The 16,956-nt window shown below is 33.6% G+C and carries 16 protein-coding genes; 2 read left to right on the top strand and 14 right to left on the bottom strand.

The window, feature by feature from the left end; all coding sequences use genetic code 11:
• Window positions 1-257: 257 nt before the first annotated feature.
• Both EG814_RS17135 and EG814_RS17130 read right to left on the bottom strand, forming a co-directional pair.
• Complete coding sequence (locus EG814_RS17135; RefSeq protein ID WP_125723121.1) at window positions 258-692, bottom strand: DUF6526 family protein; 435 nt, start codon at window positions 690-692, stop codon at window positions 258-260.
• A gap of 302 nt (window positions 693-994) precedes the next feature.
• A complete protein-coding gene (locus EG814_RS17130) occupies window positions 995-1,480 on the bottom strand; it encodes a DNA-deoxyinosine glycosylase (protein ID WP_125723120.1) in 486 nt (161 codons plus the stop codon).
• Window positions 1,481-1,653: 173 nt separating this feature from the next.
• Between EG814_RS17130 and EG814_RS17125 the strand changes: the two genes are divergently transcribed.
• Window positions 1,654-2,679 (top strand): helix-turn-helix domain-containing protein, encoded by a 1,026-nt coding sequence (locus EG814_RS17125; protein WP_125723119.1) that lies wholly within the window; start codon window positions 1,654-1,656, stop codon window positions 2,677-2,679.
• A 366-nt stretch (window positions 2,680-3,045) separates the two neighbouring features.
• Here EG814_RS17125 and EG814_RS17120 read toward each other — a convergent pair whose 3' ends face one another.
• The 6 genes from EG814_RS17120 to EG814_RS17095 all read right to left on the bottom strand — a co-directional run bounded on the left by EG814_RS17120 (window position 3,046) and on the right by EG814_RS17095 (window position 12,244).
• Window positions 3,046-4,245, bottom strand: coding sequence for an NAD(P)/FAD-dependent oxidoreductase (locus tag EG814_RS17120; protein WP_125723118.1), 1,200 nt, complete (start codon window positions 4,243-4,245; stop codon window positions 3,046-3,048).
• A gap of 118 nt (window positions 4,246-4,363) precedes the next feature.
• Window positions 4,364-7,177 (bottom strand): AsmA family protein, encoded by a 2,814-nt coding sequence (locus tag EG814_RS17115; RefSeq protein ID WP_125723117.1) that lies wholly within the window; start codon window positions 7,175-7,177, stop codon window positions 4,364-4,366.
• 149 nt (window positions 7,178-7,326) lie between these two features.
• A complete protein-coding gene (locus tag EG814_RS17110) occupies window positions 7,327-8,148 on the bottom strand; it encodes an MlaD family protein (RefSeq protein WP_125723116.1) in 822 nt (273 codons plus the stop codon).
• Window positions 8,149-8,173: 25 nt separating this feature from the next.
• Window positions 8,174-8,953 (bottom strand): ABC transporter ATP-binding protein, encoded by a 780-nt coding sequence (locus tag EG814_RS17105; protein ID WP_125723115.1) that lies wholly within the window; start codon window positions 8,951-8,953, stop codon window positions 8,174-8,176.
• Between the two features lie 2 nt (window positions 8,954-8,955).
• Window positions 8,956-9,714 (bottom strand): MlaE family ABC transporter permease, encoded by a 759-nt coding sequence (locus tag EG814_RS17100; protein WP_125723114.1) that lies wholly within the window; start codon window positions 9,712-9,714, stop codon window positions 8,956-8,958.
• Window positions 9,715-9,973: 259 nt separating this feature from the next.
• Window positions 9,974-12,244 carry a glycosyltransferase gene (locus EG814_RS17095; RefSeq protein ID WP_125723113.1) on the bottom strand — a complete coding sequence of 757 codons (2,271 nt, stop codon included), beginning with the start codon at window positions 12,242-12,244 and terminating at the stop codon, window positions 9,974-9,976.
• A gap of 489 nt (window positions 12,245-12,733) precedes the next feature.
• Between EG814_RS17095 and EG814_RS17090 the strand changes: the two genes are divergently transcribed.
• Window positions 12,734-12,895, top strand: coding sequence for a DUF1328 family protein (locus tag EG814_RS17090; RefSeq protein ID WP_008467744.1), 162 nt, complete (start codon window positions 12,734-12,736; stop codon window positions 12,893-12,895).
• 97 nt (window positions 12,896-12,992) lie between these two features.
• Here the strand turns inward: EG814_RS17090 and EG814_RS17085 are convergent, their stop codons facing one another.
• The 6 genes from EG814_RS17085 to EG814_RS17060 all read right to left on the bottom strand — a co-directional run bounded on the left by EG814_RS17085 (window position 12,993) and on the right by EG814_RS17060 (window position 16,690).
• Window positions 12,993-13,460: a DUF1440 domain-containing protein gene (locus EG814_RS17085; RefSeq protein ID WP_125723112.1), complete on the bottom strand. Its 468-nt coding sequence runs from the start codon at window positions 13,458-13,460 to the stop codon at window positions 12,993-12,995.
• A gap of 14 nt (window positions 13,461-13,474) precedes the next feature.
• Window positions 13,475-13,984 (bottom strand): DinB family protein, encoded by a 510-nt coding sequence (locus tag EG814_RS17080; protein WP_125723111.1) that lies wholly within the window; start codon window positions 13,982-13,984, stop codon window positions 13,475-13,477.
• A 179-nt stretch (window positions 13,985-14,163) separates the two neighbouring features.
• A complete protein-coding gene (locus EG814_RS17075; protein WP_394343511.1) occupies window positions 14,164-14,376 on the bottom strand; it encodes a hypothetical protein in 213 nt (70 codons plus the stop codon).
• A gap of 13 nt (window positions 14,377-14,389) precedes the next feature.
• Entirely contained in the window at window positions 14,390-14,770 is a 381-nt protein-coding gene (locus tag EG814_RS17070) for a DoxX family protein (protein WP_125723110.1), read from the bottom strand.
• 511 nt (window positions 14,771-15,281) lie between these two features.
• Window positions 15,282-16,013 (bottom strand): GNAT family N-acetyltransferase, encoded by a 732-nt coding sequence (locus EG814_RS17065; RefSeq protein WP_125723109.1) that lies wholly within the window; start codon window positions 16,011-16,013, stop codon window positions 15,282-15,284.
• Between the two features lie 71 nt (window positions 16,014-16,084).
• Window positions 16,085-16,690 carry a Crp/Fnr family transcriptional regulator gene (locus tag EG814_RS17060; RefSeq protein WP_125723108.1) on the bottom strand — a complete coding sequence of 202 codons (606 nt, stop codon included), beginning with the start codon at window positions 16,688-16,690 and terminating at the stop codon, window positions 16,085-16,087.
• Window positions 16,691-16,956: the final 266 nt, after the last annotated feature.

Raw genomic sequence — 16,956 nt, 5'->3', positions numbered from 1 at the left:
ATATTTGCTCCTACCATTGGGGTTTGTTTTTTTTGTCAATTACAAAGAACCTAATTTAGGTTCATAACCCAATGGTTTTTATATTCTTATCCCTTAACTTAATGACATTGGGATGGGAGTAAGCTGCCGAAGCAGCACGGACAGCCCGACAGCGTCCCGATAAAAGGGCGAATAAGCGTATAGTGAAGTGGCCCTTTTATCGGGATGGTGTCACGCCCAAATTATTTTTTATCTTTTAAATAGTTGCTTTGCCATTGCTACACTCTGTGGTAATCTGCTTTCCAGTGTACGATTGCTTTTTTAATTGCATCGCCCGTTAAGTTGTTTTTTAAAACGTCTTCTACAAGCGGAGCCAACTCGCTGTCTGGTGCAAAACGTAGTGCAAATATTTGATCGTCGGTGAGTTTGTACTCAAATTCTTCGAATCTTTTGCCGGTTAAAGTGAAATATCGGTAACGCATTTCTAAACGCACAATTCTATTTTGCAGCGTTAAGGCATAGTGTTGGCGAAGCATAAAGGCTAATGCAAAAAGAAACATAAAGATTATGCTGATAAACCCCCATATCAAATAATCTTTTGTGGTAATGCCTAAATAAATGCTGGCGATTAAAAAGAGAATTAGAACAGGGTAGTATATAAAATGGTGTGGGGTGTAAAACCGTATATGATTGTAATAAGTTTGAATTTTCATGTCTTTTTAGATTAAAAGGTATCTTATAAAACAAAACTACTCTATATTTCTATAGAGTAGCTTTTTCCCAAAAATAAACTAACATAACCAATGTTCTCTTTATAGACTAAACTTTTTTTAAAGTTTGCTGTGTAAATTTTAGTAAGAAGAAAGCCTTTCCATGTCGTTCATCAATCTTTTAATATGGCTTATTTTTCTTTTTGTAAAATTAGTTCGAGAGTGCTTGGATTTTGTTATACTTTAATCGAAAAAAGTTACATGATTTCAATATTTGCATTTTAATTGTATAAAAAGAACGCGATTTATAATAAGGTTTTTATGATGTTCCATTCCTTTAATTTATCTTGAAAAGTCTTGCCAGCATTGGCCGGACTTGTAGAAGGAAGTGTGAAAGTTTTGTATTCTTTTGTTAAGTGAACATATTTTTTAAAAAAAGCAGCGGCCTTTTGTCCGTTAAAAATAATGCTTTCTATTTGAGGATGAATTTCTAAAAAATGTTCAAAATCATTTGCTATTTCGTTTTTTATAGCGCTGTCTAAACTTCCTACGCGATCGCAAAATTGCAAGACATCCCAAAGCGCTATATTGTTTTCAATTAATAGTTTTTTTCGTGTCTCATAATCATTAGAAAATTCTTGTCCGAGAATCTGAAACATAAATTTCCAAAAATTGTTTTGATTGTGACCGTAATATTGATTGAGTTCTAAAGATTTTGTTCCTGGCATTGTGCCTAAAATCAGAATTTTAGAAGAAGGAGAACTAATGGGTGCAAACGAAAAACTTTTCATACGGTTTTTTCTATACTAATTAAGATACCTCAAATTAAACATTTAGACGGAATTATAAAACAAAACGAAAAAATTATATAACATTTTTGGCGGGTCTTTAAACGAACTTTGACTTTCAGATTCCGACACAGTAAATCTGTTTTGCAAATTATAATTTTTAAATCCGGCGAACCATGAAAATTTTTACTATAAATACAGAACAAACTCAGAATATATTTGATGAACTTCATACTAGTTTTGGCGGAAAGGTGACTTTTGATTTAGACGAATATGCACTCCAAGTCGAAAATAATTTTGCAGAAGGATCAATTATAGGAGCTTCTTTTAATGATAATATCTCGTATGTTCAGTTTGATATGACATTTTCTGCAGATGTTAGATTGGATTTTCTAAATGTAAAATCGTCACCTATTTATTTTGCATATTGTTCTAAAGGTAACCTCTCGCATAGTTTTGGATTGAATGGAGAAGAGCGAAAATTAAAAACCTTTCAGACTGCCATTGTAACTTCTAAACAAAACCAGGATAATGTTTTGTTTTTTGAAAAAGGAAAGAAAACAAAGCTTACTTTAATTATTGTAGGTACTCAGATCGATCCTGCAAACCAGGCTCATTCTTTGAATCAGCAAGTAAAGGATACTTTTTTTGAAAATAATCAGGTAACAGATTTCTTTTATATTGGTTCTTATAATTTGCAGATTGCAGAGAAAATTGAACAGCTTAACTCTATTACACAGACAGGCGTTGTTCGCAATTTGCTGAAAGAAGGAATTATGCGAATTATTCTTGCTATGGAAATTCAGCAACATTCAGATGATTTGCATGCGTTTGCAAATGAATCAAATGGACTGACTTTAAGAGAACTGGAAGAAATAAAAGAACTTTCGGAGTTTATAAAATCAAGTCCAGAAGAAGCTTTTTCGATAAAATCTCTTAGTAAGAAATCTGGATTATCTCCAAATAAACTTCAAGAAGGTTTTAAAATGATTCATAATCGAACGGTTAACGATTATATCACTCATATGCGTGTTCTAAAAGCTGAAATTCTAATTAGGACATCTGACTTAAATATTTCAGAAATCGTATACTGTATTGGGTTCACCAGCAGAAGCTATTTTTCTAAAATATTCAAACAAAAATTTAATTGCAGCCCAAAAGAATATAAGTTTAATTTGAATTCTTTGGCGATTACAGCGTAATCTAAGCTGCTAAGGTACTGAGGCGCTAAGTTACAAAGGCTTCTCAGTTTATAAAAAAATAAATAATGTCGTTAGCTGTTAAGCATGATATATATAAAAGGAGCAAAGGTTCAGAGGTTCTAAGTAATAAAGGTTTTTTTTCCTCTGGATCTTCTTTTTAAGCTGCTAAGGTTTTGAGGTGCTAAGCTACTAAGGTGCTCTCAGTTTCTAAAAAAAAATAATAAATAATGTCGTTAGCTCTAAAGCAAGATATATAAAGTAAAATCCCCAGATTTTGGATAATTCAAAATCTGGGGATTTTAATGTTTTAACTAATTTAGTATTGAAAACTTAGAGCCTTAGAATCTTAGCAACTTAGAACCTTTACTAACGCCCAAATCGATAATAATCTAAATCTGTATTTTTTTTGTTATGAATGGAATCTAAAATAGAATTCATGCCAAGTACGCTGAAGGTGATTCCGTTTCCTCCGAAACCTAGAACGTAATGCTCATTTTTTCTTGAATTTGGTTTTCCGAAGTAAGGAAGGCCGTCTTTGGTTTCTCCAAAAGTTCCTGCCCAGGAATAGTCGATTTTGAAATCTAAGTCGGGAAATCTTTTAACGAATTGTTTTAAAAGATAGGCTTCTTTTTTAGGAAGTAATTTATCGCGTTTAGATGTATCTCTAAAGTCTTCGTCTCCGCCGCCCATTATAATTCGGTTATCTTCTGTAGTTCTGATGTAGTGATAAGGAGACGCTGTATCCCAAAAAATAGTATTTTTAAAATGCTCGGGAAGATCGTGCTGACTTTCTGAAGCGATAACGTAAGTACTTTTTAAATCTACGACCTTTTCTTTTAGCGTCTCTGTACTTTCGTAGCCTGTACAATGTATAATATGACCGGCCGTAATGACATGTTTAGAATCTGTAGTAGCAATAATTTTACCTTTTTGATGCTGAATTGAAGTAATGTCTGTTCGGTCAAAAATAGGCATTCCTTTTTCATGACAATGAAACAAAAGATCACTCGCAAGTTTAAACGGATCCATAACAGCGGCAGTTTTAGATTCTATTCCTGCAATTGCATTCAATCCCATTTTCTGTAATTCTGATCGGCTGAGCCAGCTTATTTCAAAACCATGCTGTTTACGGGCTTTAAATTCATTTTTTAAATAGGGAACATCTTTTTTTAAAGTGGTAAAATGAACGCTTTTTTTAAATTCAAAACCGCATTCGCAGCCCACAGAATCAATTATGTTTCTGAGATCAAAAATGGCTTTTTTTCCGTTTTGATAACTGTCTACGGCACATCTAGCGCCGCGAAGTTTAATAAGCTGATGTAAGGGAACATCAATTTCGTATTGCAGTAAAGCCGTACTGCCAGAAGTGCTTCCGCCACAGACATCTCGACGGTCTACAAGAACAATTTTTTTTCCTTCATTAAGTAATTTATAGGCTATTAACGCTCCTGTTATGCCTCCGCCAATGATCATAATATCGGTATTGATATCAGAATCTAGAGAAGGATAGCTTTGTTTGATAGCATTTTTTAATGGCCAATACGTTTTAGTAGAGCTCAATTTCATTTTTGGTTATTTTTAGTGGTATTTTGGTGTTATTTGGTTTGGTATTTTATAAAATCATCTTCTTCAGCAAATGAGATGCGATCTTTTACTGAAGAAGATGAAGAATTTATTATTATTATTATTTCTTTTTTTGCTTGCTAACTTTTTCTTTTCGAATTACTTTATTGTTCTTTTCATCATAAACGGCAGGATTAATTTCTTGTCCCGTTTTGCTGAATATTTTAATTTTTGGGTCTTCATGTGTTCCGGTAATTACAATAGGAAAACCTATTAATCCGAATAGCGGAAGTCCTAAACGCATTCTAAGATCCAAAAGTCCGTCAAAGCTTGTAGTTCCTTTAATTGTTGGCTTAAAGCTGGCCACGCTAAATGTAAAAGGCTCTATATTGATTAGATTATTGTCTATAGTTGATTTGATTTCGATTCCTTCCATATCCGGATCACTCAAACCATTTTGTCCTGTTTTAGAACTGATTCCATCAAAAAGTTTAAGTCCTTTAATTTTTACGTCGCGCAAATTAATCGTTCCTCCTCCTTGCATAGATTCATAAATAGGCCCCATATTTCCATTTAAATCTCCTTTTATTTTATAGTCAACAGAAATAATTCCGTGCGCCTTTTCGGCAGCAGTAACCATATCATGAAACATCGGAATTTCTTTGTATGCTCTTTGTACATCAAAATCCTTAGCTGTAAAATGTGCATCAAAATGTGCAGAAGTTGGAGATTCGTCTTTGTACATCGCATTAACTCCTAAAATGCAGTCAATAATATTAAAGGTAACATTTTCTAAGTAAAATCCTTCTTTTTTTACTCCAATTTTTCCGTTTAGTTTGTTAAATACCAATTTATTGTATTCGATTTTGTCGGCATTTGCATTTAAAGTGACATTTAAATTTTCAGGAATTATCACTACGCCACTCATTTTAGGATGGTCTTCTTTGGCATATTCCACTTCAATTTTACGATCTTTGTTTTCACCCTCTTCAAGCGCCATAAATTCATCGACATTAATCAATTTTGATTTAAGATTGAAGTTGCCGCTAAGCGTTCCTTTTGATTCTAAAAAATAATTGATCGTATTGAGCAAATAGCCATTAATATCAAAATCTGATTTTCCGTAAGAGGCATTGAATTTTTCAAACCACATTTTTTCATTTTGAAAACGGAAATTTCCCTGTTTAATATAGAACGCTTTTGGAAACAATTCTGAAGTTGCTTTTATATTTTTAAGCAGCAATGTTCCTTTATTATCCAACTTATCATATTGGCCTGTTGTTGCATAACTTTGTTTTCCTTTTAGAGAAAGATCGGCTTTGGCATAACCAGTTACATCAACGCCTTCTTGAGCAAAAACCTTATATATTCTGCCCACATTGAGTTCGCCTTTAATTTTGGCATTATAAGCCAAATCGCTAAAATCTGATAAAGTGGCATTTACATAAACAGGATTTCCTTCAAAAGTAAAAGAAGCTGGCGCTACGGCCACAATTAAATCCTGATAAGTGCCAGCTTTGTTGAGCATGTTTGCCACAAAAGTGATATCGGTAATCGGATTTGGATAATACTTTGTTTTAAGTGATCCATTTCGCAATGAAATTCCGCCAATTGTTTTAGGGAATAATTTTTTAGAGGTGCTAAAAAGCCCTCGCGCCTGAATATCGGTTTTCAAAATTCCTTTTAAGTCGATATTTTCTAATCCTAACGCGGCATCAACAACAGCAAGGTCTAATGCTCCTTTCACGCTTGCATTAATCGACATTTCGCTTAGACCTTTACTGTGCAGATAAGCATTAAAATAATCTTTTTCGCCAACTTTAAATTTTAGTGTTCTCAGATTAACCAATAATTTTTCAGTATCCAAAGACGGAAGCATGGCATTCAAATCCATTTGAAAATCGCTTAAAGGAACAGGCGCATCTTTATAATTTACAGAGCCTTCATTAATTTTTAAATTGAAAGCTAAGTTTGGTTTTTGCTTTTTCTGAACATTGTAATCTCCTTTAAAACTGACCAGTAAATCGCTTCTGCCTGAAATTTCTGTTTTATCTAGCCATGTTAAATATTCTGGTGGCATTACAGAAAGTAAATCTTTTACTGTAGTATTTTCGGAAGCTGCTTTGATGTTGATTTTGTAACCGTCTCGTAAAATGGTAAATAAGCCAGTAAATTTTAAAGGGAGTTTATTGATCTGTAATTCATTTTTCTGAAGAATGAAAGAAAGCGCATTGGTATTGATTCTGGTAATTAAATCGGCGTGGACTTCTTTTCTTCTAATATATCCAGTTCTGTCATAAAAGAAATCCAGATTATCAATCTTGGCATCGGTTGCGAGATCAAAAATATCTTCACTAAGATTTCCTCTTCCAACGTAATTAAAGCCTTTTGCGTCGACTAAAATTTTTGCAGAACGATCGTTATATTTTACATGGCAATTTTCTAGATCAATGCGCTCCAATCGAATTGCGGTTCCTTCTTCTGGTTTGTCTTTTTCTTCTTTGCGGTTTTCGGGGGCAATATAAATATTGTAATTAGCCTGACCTTTTTCGTTGACCATTACATTAATCAAAGCGTCAGAAACGTAAAGTTTATTAATTTTTACTTCATTATCAAAAAGCAGTCTTTTGATATCGATTCCAAAAGCAACTTGGTCTGCTTTTAATAAGGTGTCATTGCTGAAAGGCTTAGATCCCGTTAAAGAAAGTTCGTCAAGAGAAACAGTTAACGAAGGGAAATGCGTGAAAAAAGAAAGCTTAGATTTGGTAAAATCAAGCTTGGTATCCAATCTCTCGTTTGCAATTTTTTTAACCTCCGAAGCAATTTTTCCAGGAAAAAGAAGCGGAATTATAAATAGCAAAAACAAAATCACCGCAATCGTAATTCCAGTGATTTTTAAAACTTTTAAGGCGGTATGTTTGAATGTACTAGGCATATATTTTGTAATTTGTGGTTCGTAGAAAGTCCTTAGCTTGTTAGTGCTTAGTCCTTAGCTTTTAGCTTTTTAGTCCTTAGTTTGCTTAACTATTAACCAAACTAAGGACTAAGGACTAACTACTAAGGACTAAGCACTCTAAAAAAAAATCAATTCTTTTTAGCTTCTTCCTTTTTTTGCTGTTCTTCTTGCTTTTCTTTTTTAGCTTCTTCTTTTTGTTCTTTCTCTTTAGCCGCTTTTTCTTCTTGCTTTTCTTTCTTTTCCTCTTGTTTTTCTTTTCTTTCTTCAGCTTTTTTCTCTTTTTCTTTCTCCTTTTTCTTGAAATAGCCTCTAAACAAGAAATTGCTTTTTGCGGCTTCCATGTTTTCGCTGAAACCCTTTGTTCCGGTTTCTAAATTGGATAGGGTATTAGAAACACTGTTTGCCATTTTATCGTCTTTAACAAGTCTTGCCAAAGCTCCGTTTCCGTTGTTCATGCTATGGCTAAAAATGGCTATTTCGTCTGAAATCACGCCAATATTATCTACGCTTTTCTTCACGCTTTTCATAATATCGTGCATTTCAATTCCGTCAACAGAAGCAATTTGTCCATTGTCTTCAATGATCTTTGTAGATTTTGCACCTGGCGAAATCGTCAAAACTTTATCGCCCATTAAGCCATCAGAACCAATACTGGCTGTGGCATCAGTTTTAATAAATTCTCGAACTTCTTCTTTCATTACTAAAATCACTATGACAGTCGAGTCATTTTTAAGCTGAATTTGCTCTACCGTTCCAACATTAATTCCTGAGAAACGTACATTGTTTCCCACTTCCAATCCGCTTACTGTTTTAAACTGAGAGGTAATATGAAAGGTTGAACCGAAAAGGTTTTTTTGTTTTCCAATAAAATATACGGCCATTATAAAAAGCAGTAAACCTATTGTTACAAACATTCCTAATTTCCAAGTATATCTAGATTGCTTTTCCATGATTTCTATTTATTTTGCTTTGTTTTTATTGAAAGAATGAGCGAACCCATTCGTCTTCGTCTTTTTCTAGTTCTTCGTACGTTCCTTCGGCATGAATTACACCGTCTTTTAAAACAATGATTCGATCAGAAGTCATTTTTGCACACGCCATATCGTGTGTAATAATGATCGAAGAAGTTTTTTGTTTGTTTTTAATGTCTAAGATCAATTCACTAATTTCTCTTGAAGTAATTGTATCTAAACCTGTTGTGGGTTCGTCGTACAAAATGATTTCAGGTTTTAAAATCAGTGTTCTTGCCAGACCAATCCTTTTTCTCATACCTCCAGAGAGTTCAGAAGGCATTTTGTCAACAGCTTCTGCCAAACCTACGTTTTCAAGAGCTTCCATGACTTCTTTTTCGACTTCATCATCATTAAGATCGCGTTTGTGTTTGCTTAATGTAAAAGCGAGATTTTCTCTAACGGACATTGAATCGTAAAGAGCACCACTTTGGAACAAAAAACCGATTCGGACTCTAATGGCATTCAGCTCGCTTTTTGAAATATTAAGAACATTTTCATCAAAAACTTTAATTTCGCCCTTATCAGGTTCAATAAGCCCGACGATGCATTTTATGGTAACAGATTTTCCTGATCCTGAACGTCCTAAGACCACAAGATTTTCATCTTTATTTAAAACAAGATTTACACCTTTTAAAATGGTATTGTCTGTACCAAAAGTTTTATGCAGGTCTTTTATCTCAATCATAGGAGATTGACCTTTCTCTTTCTTTTTGGGTTCTTTATGTAATTTTTCTTCAGCCATTTTTAAAAAAATAAATCGGTTATTTGAACAGCGACCATATCGATAATAAAAATGCTTAATGAGGCAGTAACAACGGCAGAGTTTGCAGCTTGACCCACACTTTCTGTTCCGTTTGAAGCATTAAAACCTTTAAAGCATCCGATCATTCCGATAAAAAAGCCAAAAAAGAACGTTTTGATTGTAGCTGGAAATAAATCCAAAAACTCTAAAGATTGAATAATCTGAGTGAGATATCTGTAGAAATTTACATCTCCATGAATATTAATTCCTACGTAACCTCCAATAATTCCAATCGCATCGGCAAAAAAAACAAGTATCGGAATCATCAGCGTACAAGCCAAGACTCTAGTAACAACTAAATAATTATACGGATTTACTGCTGAAACTTCCATGGCATCAATCTGCTCGGTTACTTTCATTGAGCCTAATTCTGCTCCAATTCCAGATGAAATTTTTCCGGCGCAAATCAAGGCAGTAATTACTGGGGCGATTTCTCTAATCAGCGAAAGCGCAACCATACCCGGAAGCCAGGATTCTGCACCAAATTTTACTAATGTTGGACGCGACTGCAGCGTAAGAACCAACCCCATAATAAAACCGGTTATGGCTACCAGTGGTAGAGATTTATAGCCTATTACATAACATTGTTTCAAAAACTCTTTGGTCTCATAAGGGGGAATAAAAACCTCCTTAAAAAACTTCTTGGCGAATATCGTCGTCTCTCCAATTTCGGTGAATGTATTTTTGAGAATCAAAATGATTTTTGTTTAAATGTGAATGATATAAATTGAAAAATAGAATGATATAAACCCATCTAAATTCGTATAGGAAAGTTACTTTTTTTATGATCCAAAAATCTTACACAACTTTTTTGGAACGTTATATAATTTTCATCGGCATCTGCACAATAAAAAAACGTAAACTGCGTTTGCTGAGGTTTGTAAATAAAAAATCCCTTTTATGCAAAAGGGATTTCTCAGGTTAAAATGAAGTATTTGGTTAGCTTCAATAGTATAAAGTCTAAGAATTAATAGCAACTCCAGTTCGTGATTTCATTAAAGGAATAACGCGGGATTGTGACATTGCTAATTTTTCCATTAGTAATCTTGCTGTTAAAAAACATACTGTAGATTCTGCTCCTTGGTTTAAGTTTACGTTGTGCTTTTCTAGCCCGTCGTAACCGCCACCGCTTACTGGATTGTACATAATCTGACCTAGATGATTTTTACCTAAAAACCAGTTGAAAGCAGCTTTCATTTTCTTTTTATAATGCGGTGTTTTAAATTCATTATAAAAGGCATTTAGCGTCATAATGGTATACGTTACGTCAATTGGCTGTTCACCAAATTCCTGAGGTTCAGAACCTTTATGATACCAGCTTTGGTTCGAGATAGCTTTGAAATTACCTTTTACAAACGTTTTAGAAATTAAGAAATCTAAAGAGTCTAAAGCTACTTTTTTGTAGACTGGCTTATTGGTTATTAAATAAGCATAGAGCATCGATTCTGGAAGAATTCCGTTTCCGTAAGTCAAATAATTTTCAAACCATTGCCAATCTTCTGTTGCTGTATCTTCATAATTTGCCAACAATTTCGCATTCAGTTTATTGATAATGGCAGCAACATACAAATTAGGGATTTTAGTATGGTATAAGTACAACCCTTTTGTTGCAAAACCAATTGAACGTGGCGATTGAATAGTTTCTGCCCATTTCAATGAATTCAATAAACATTGTGTTGCTTTTTTTGTAATAGTTTCTGGAAGAATGTCTGAGATAGAAACAACAGTTCCTAAAGCCCAAAGTGCTCTAGCATTTGAATCTTCTAAATTTACTTCGGCATTTTGTTCTACATGTTCGCGATTTTCCTTATCAACATAATTGATAAAGTCTCCTTTTGGCTGCTGGCAACGCTGAATGAAATCTAAGTAAATTAGAATATATGCTAAATCTTCTTTGTCTTGAGTCAGTTTATAGTGCATGCAAAATGCAACTAATGCTCTTGCATTGTCGTCTAATGTATATCCTGACTCTAGGTCTGGAATAGAAATTTTGCTAAACTGAACAATACCAAGTTCTGTAGTCAGTTTTTTGATGTGTTTTAGTTGGATGTCAGGATAACTGAATTTAATGTCCTCTGGGTTATTAAATAGTTTTTTGTATGTGTTCATTTGAGTAATTCCGACATTTTCCCATGAAGAAGCTCTCATTTTAGTAAATGAGCTAATTCCCATTTCGTTTCTTAAATTTTCGTCTTCAATCAATTTTATAGCTGCCGCTGCAAACTGATCTGAATCTCCAATGTCACATAAAATTCCAGAATCTGCCGTTAATACTTCTTTAGTATGAGGAATTTTAGAAGCCACAATCGGACAAGCACAACTCATAGCGTAAGAGAAAGTGCCACTTACAGCTTGATTCGGATCTTTGGACGTAAACATATAAATATCTGTAGCTTTTAAATATTCTAGAAGCTCTTCTGTATCTAAATATTGATTAATAAAACGAACATTGTTTTCTAAGTTTAATTCTTTAACCATGGCTTCTAATTTATCTCGGTAAGGATCTGTACCATCTTTGATTAGGTTTGGATGCGTTTTTCCGATAATTAAATACAATGCATTTGGCGCTTTTTCGACAATTTTAGGCAATGCCTGTAAACCGGTTTCTATATTTTTTCCTTCGCCTAAAAGTCCGAAAGTAGAAAGTACTAATCTATCTTGAATTTCTAATTTTTCTTTTGCCTGTTGCGGAGCTTCATATACTACAATATGAGTTCCGTGAGGCACGCAAGTAATTATTTCTTCATTGATGTCGTAATCGTTAATTAGTATATCTTTAGATTTATTAGTCATTACAAAAACCGAGTTGCTGTAACTCAATAGCAGTTTTACGAACGTTCTCAGTTCATCATTCGGATTAGGAATCACACTGTGAAAAGTATAAGTTACAGGCGCTTTAATTACATTTAGAAAATCTAAAAGATGGTCTCCGTAATTTCCTGAAAACAAACCAAATTCATGCTGAATATGCACTAATTTTACAGCTTCATCATTATTGATTTCTTCGGCTACTTTAGCATATTCTTCACGATTCTTGGTGTTTAAGGTAAAAGCTTGAGTAGGTTCTTCTTTTGGTTTATCAACAAGTTCACATATTTCGCACTGAATAGATTTACCATAAACATCTGTAATACCTTTAATGGTGTCTTGAGTATAGGTTGCTATGCCACATTGAGTTGGCGGAAAAGTAGATAAAAAAACTATTTTCGATTTATTTGATATTGTTTTCATGAGATACATTTTTTATTCGGTTCATAACTCGTTAAGGTTCAAAGAAGCCAAGGCAATTTTCTCATCGACGGCACCATAATCAATACCGTTGGCGGTCAATGATGAAAGTTTCTGCTTCAAAACTATAATTGACATTAACATATATTTTTTTAATCGCTATTGTAATATTGGGTTTGGAAGTCTTTTGTAACTTTTTGAAGAAAATTCTAAGGCTTCCGGTGTGTTTTTAAATTTTATGTGAAATTAGTTCACCAATAGAGCGACGATTAATCCAATCGATCAAAAAATTAACTCTAAAGCTTAAACATGGTAATTGTGTAAGACTTCTAAATAATCGTGAAAGTCACGCGTAATCAGTGTTTTATTGATTCTTTTGAGCTAATAAAATACTGTTTTGAGTTAATAGCATTTGTAGGAATAAAAGAACTTTGAATAACAAACAAAAAAGGCTTTTGAAAGCCGTATATACAAACTCAAAAAATCAATATTATGTTACGTTGGACAGTTATATTTATCATTCTTGCTATCATAGCCGGAATCTTTGGTTTTGGTGGTATTGCCGCTGGAGCCGCGAGTATCGCAAAAGTTTTATTCTTTATCTTTTTAGTGCTGTTTATTATTTCATTAATCACAGGGAGAAGAAAGGTTTAGTTTTTTTTAAGCTTCTGAGGTGCTAAGATTCTAAGCTTCTAAGCAAAAGTTTGGTACCTTAGTTGCTTAGTACCTCAGGACCTTAGTAGCTTAGGCCTCAATACCATTTCGCATAATATTTTCTAGTTATAAAAGCAATCGGAATCCCGACACAGCAAATCACGATAAGTATAGAAAGCAAAAGCGGAAAATCTAAATTTTTCTCAGGTAACACAGGAAATACAATTGGTAGGACAACGAGATTCATTACGACCCAAATGAAGAATCCGTAGGAGATTCCCGATAGTAAAGTGTTTATTTTAAAAAATGGGATATAGGGGAAAATTTTAAAATAAAACCAAGCAAAAATAAAAGCAATTAAGAAATGAAGTCCCAAACCCACGAAAGTCATTTCTGTTCCGCCTGTGTAGGCTTCTTTTTTAAAAATGCCACTGGCAATAGACTGTAAAATTTTTTCTGCAGTTGTTTTATGCAATATTCCGGCGTAAATCAAAATAGCGGCAGTAATATCTAATGTGCCCGCAACTAAACCGGATGAAACAATGGTTTTTACTTTTGATCTCATAAAAAAGGTTTTGACTATTGTTTTTTGATATGTTCGTAAATCGATTTCAGCTGATGCGTGTGTCTCTGCGTATGCACAATTGCAAAATGTAGCCATTCGTAAATCGTGAAATAGTCAAAACCGGGGACTTTAGCATCCAAGCAAGTCAATGTCAAATCATAAGTTTCTGCGGCTTCAAATAAATCATTTTGTATTTTTTTGACAGAAGTCAGCAGCGTATCTTTTTCATAAACAATATCTCGAGGTTTTATGTTTTCGGGCGATTGGTATTTGGTATCAAAGTCTAAAAAGATAGCGTCCAGCTGTTTTACATTTTCGTCTGGCTCTCTGTTCGTTTTCTCTGTTTTTCCAGCAAAAAGTGAGGTTAGACCAGAACAAGCCAGAATAATATGTTGAGTAGTTTGTCCGGCAGTCCAGCTCCCTTCAAAAGGAACAATGTTGATTTCATCTTCTGAAAAAGAAGAAATTAAATCGTTTAGTTTGCTGTAGGTTTCTAGTAGGGTATTTTGAATAGCACTCTTCATTTTGTTTAAATTTTAGAAATTGAAAAATTCGATAGCAGATATTTACCGATTGGTTAAAGAAACCTCAGTGCATTATCTGTGAAATTAATTTATAGAATTAGGGGAAATGATACTCTTTCAAATATACAATAAAAAATATTAAAACACTATAAGTCAGAGGTTTGTGAAGTGTTAATTTTTTAAGGAAGTACTTCGCACAAATAACCGTGCGAATTTAAAATATCGATAATTTTTTTATTCGAAATAACTGGCGCATGAATACGAAGAATTTTATCACAATCTTCTAAATCGAAGTTGATCGAACTGTTTGGATAATGTTCAAGAAGAATCTCAATGATTATCGCACATTGAGATTCTTCTTGAACATTCGTTTTAAAAACTTCAATTATCATAAAGTTTTGATTTTTAGAGTGCTATGTTTTTATAACGCTGTATTCTGTGATATGTTATATACGATACAATTAGAATTGCCAAAACAATCAAAGGAAAGAAACCTTGAAAATCAATTCCGTCTACAGCAAAATGACTGATCGAGGCAAAAATAAAATCGAAAGCGAATCCTGCATAAGCCCATTCTTTTACACGACCTGGCACTTGCGGAATAATTAAGGCTAAAACTCCAAGAATCTTAAATACAACTAAAGCATTTCCAAAATATTCTGGATAGCCAAGATGTCTGATTCCTTCTTTAGCCAATTCAGTTTGAGAAGTTAAAGCGGGCATAACGCCTTCAAATAAAAAAATAAGAATAGTAGTCGTCCAGAAAAGGATTTTGGTTGTTTTCATTGGGTATTTGTTTTAAATAGTTATTAGTTAATGTATTACAAATGTAACTAATTGTTCTATTGAAACGAAATACACATTTACGACTATTTTAGGGGCATTTGGGACAAGAATTTGGTTTTAATTATGAGTTATGAGTTATGAGTTATGAGTTTTCACCCGTGGTGTCGTTCAGAGGCATGTGGGATTTCTTAAAGAAATTCTATAACGGTTTGTCCTCCTGAGCGTCCCGAAATTTCGGGAGAAGGATTCTCATGCTAAATCCATTCTGTGTGGTTACGGTATGTGTCCTTCTCCCGAAGTTTCTGGACGCTCGGGAAGACATAAAATGAGAGCAAAAATTTTAGGTTTGCATAAAAGAATCCGGAGGATTCAAATATTTATAGAATTCTATTATCCTACGCAAGTATGACCCCTTCGGGGTCACATGTCTGCGATGGGAATTGCGTGCTATAAATATGTGAATCCTCCGGATTCTTTTGGAATTTGGAATTTAGAATTTTCTAATTGGAATTTAATCCAAAAAGTAATTCGTAATCATAAACAAATCTTCAAACCCTAATCTAGTATAAATATTTTTTCCTAAAGGAGAAGCTTGCAATTGCGCATATTCGGCATTTGCATCAATCGCTTCGTTGATGGCAAATTTCATGATTTCTTCAGCAAAACCTTTTTTTCGCATTTCTGGAATTACGCCAACGCCATGAATTCCCATAACATTTCCAGTTTGAAAAAGAGTAAGAGTTCCAATCGGTTTTTCGTTCAAATGAACCAGATAAAATTTAGCATTTTCATAATTATGAGTCAGCGTTTCTTTACTGATAACATAACTAAAAGACAAAGGATAAATATCTGACCATATTTCGGCATCTTCTTCATTTAAAACTCTTTTGAAAGTAAGTTTATTTTCAAGTGGCAGTTTTTCTCCTAATTTTAAAGCCATTGCAACGAGTTTAATTCGTGTTTTAAACCCGTTTTTCTCGAAAATTTCGTTGGAACCACTTCCAAAAATATCCCAATAAGGAATGATAATTCCTGGATGGGTTTCTATAATTTTAAGAATTTGAGGCAGATTTTCTTCTGTAATATCTTCTCGAAACCATACTCGGTTGGGCCAGCCAGAGTTTTTTATCTGAATAACTTCAAACGGATTGTTTTTATGATAAGAATGGAGTGGGGTGGCAACCGTTTTCCAAAGTGATGTAAGATTGTCTATATTATCTTTAATCAGATTTGTATTGTTCATTTTGATGATTCATTTAAATAATAAAGCAAAGATAAAATAGAGTTTTCTCGTACACCTTTACATATGTTGATTTACAAATCTTTTTCTAAACTTTTCCTGATTCGGCTCAATTGCGTTGGCGTAATGCCTAAATGCGACGCGATATGCAATAAAGGAACACGATCAGCCATCGTTGGATGTTTATCAAGAAGGCTGAGATATCTTTCGGTTGCATTCTGCATAATTAAAGCGACTTCTATTTGTTCTTTTTCGATAATCCAGTTTTTCTCCAAATAGGCAATATAGAAGCTTTTAAGATCATCATTTTCGTTAATCAACTTGGTATATTTTTGATAATTTAGATTGATTAAAATACAATCTTCTAAAGCTTCGATTGTAAAATTGGAAGGAGTTTGCAGTATTGAGGAAACTTTTGAGCATGCAAGTCTATTTTCGAAAAAAAGGTTTTTGTTGTAGAAGTTTCCTTGTTCGTCAGTAATAAAAGTTCGCAGAATTCCTTCTGCAATAAAATAAAGATTTTTGCAGATTTCCCCATTTTCAAGTAATATTTTCCCTTTTTTGATTGTCTGGAATTGTGCCAGATTTTCAATCAATTTCCATGACTTTTCAGAAATAGGAGCATAACTTTCGAAATATAATTTTAGATTGTTGAGGTATGTTTCTTTATTGAAAAGCATAATTGTTTTTTTGGGTTTGCCACGAAGGCGCTAAGACGCAAAGTTTTTTTAGCCACTAATTGCACAAATTTACACAAATTTCATTATCGTTATGGAGCTTCTTTCGCGTCCTTCTCCCGAAGCCTCGGGATCGCTCAAGAGAACATAAAATGAGAAAATAATTCGTGTAAATTTGTGCAATTAGTGGCTAAAAAAATCCTTTTTAATCCTAACAATCTGTGGCAAAATAAAAACTTCGTGCCTTAGCGCCTTCGTGGCAAAAAACT

Origin of the sequence: Flavobacterium ustbae (genome assembly GCF_003946915.1) — a bacterium.
In the GTDB taxonomy this organism is placed as follows: domain Bacteria; phylum Bacteroidota; class Bacteroidia; order Flavobacteriales; family Flavobacteriaceae; genus Flavobacterium; species Flavobacterium ustbae.
The sequence above is the reverse complement of the archived record's forward strand: the minus strand, read 5'-3'. Positions and strand labels throughout refer to the sequence as shown.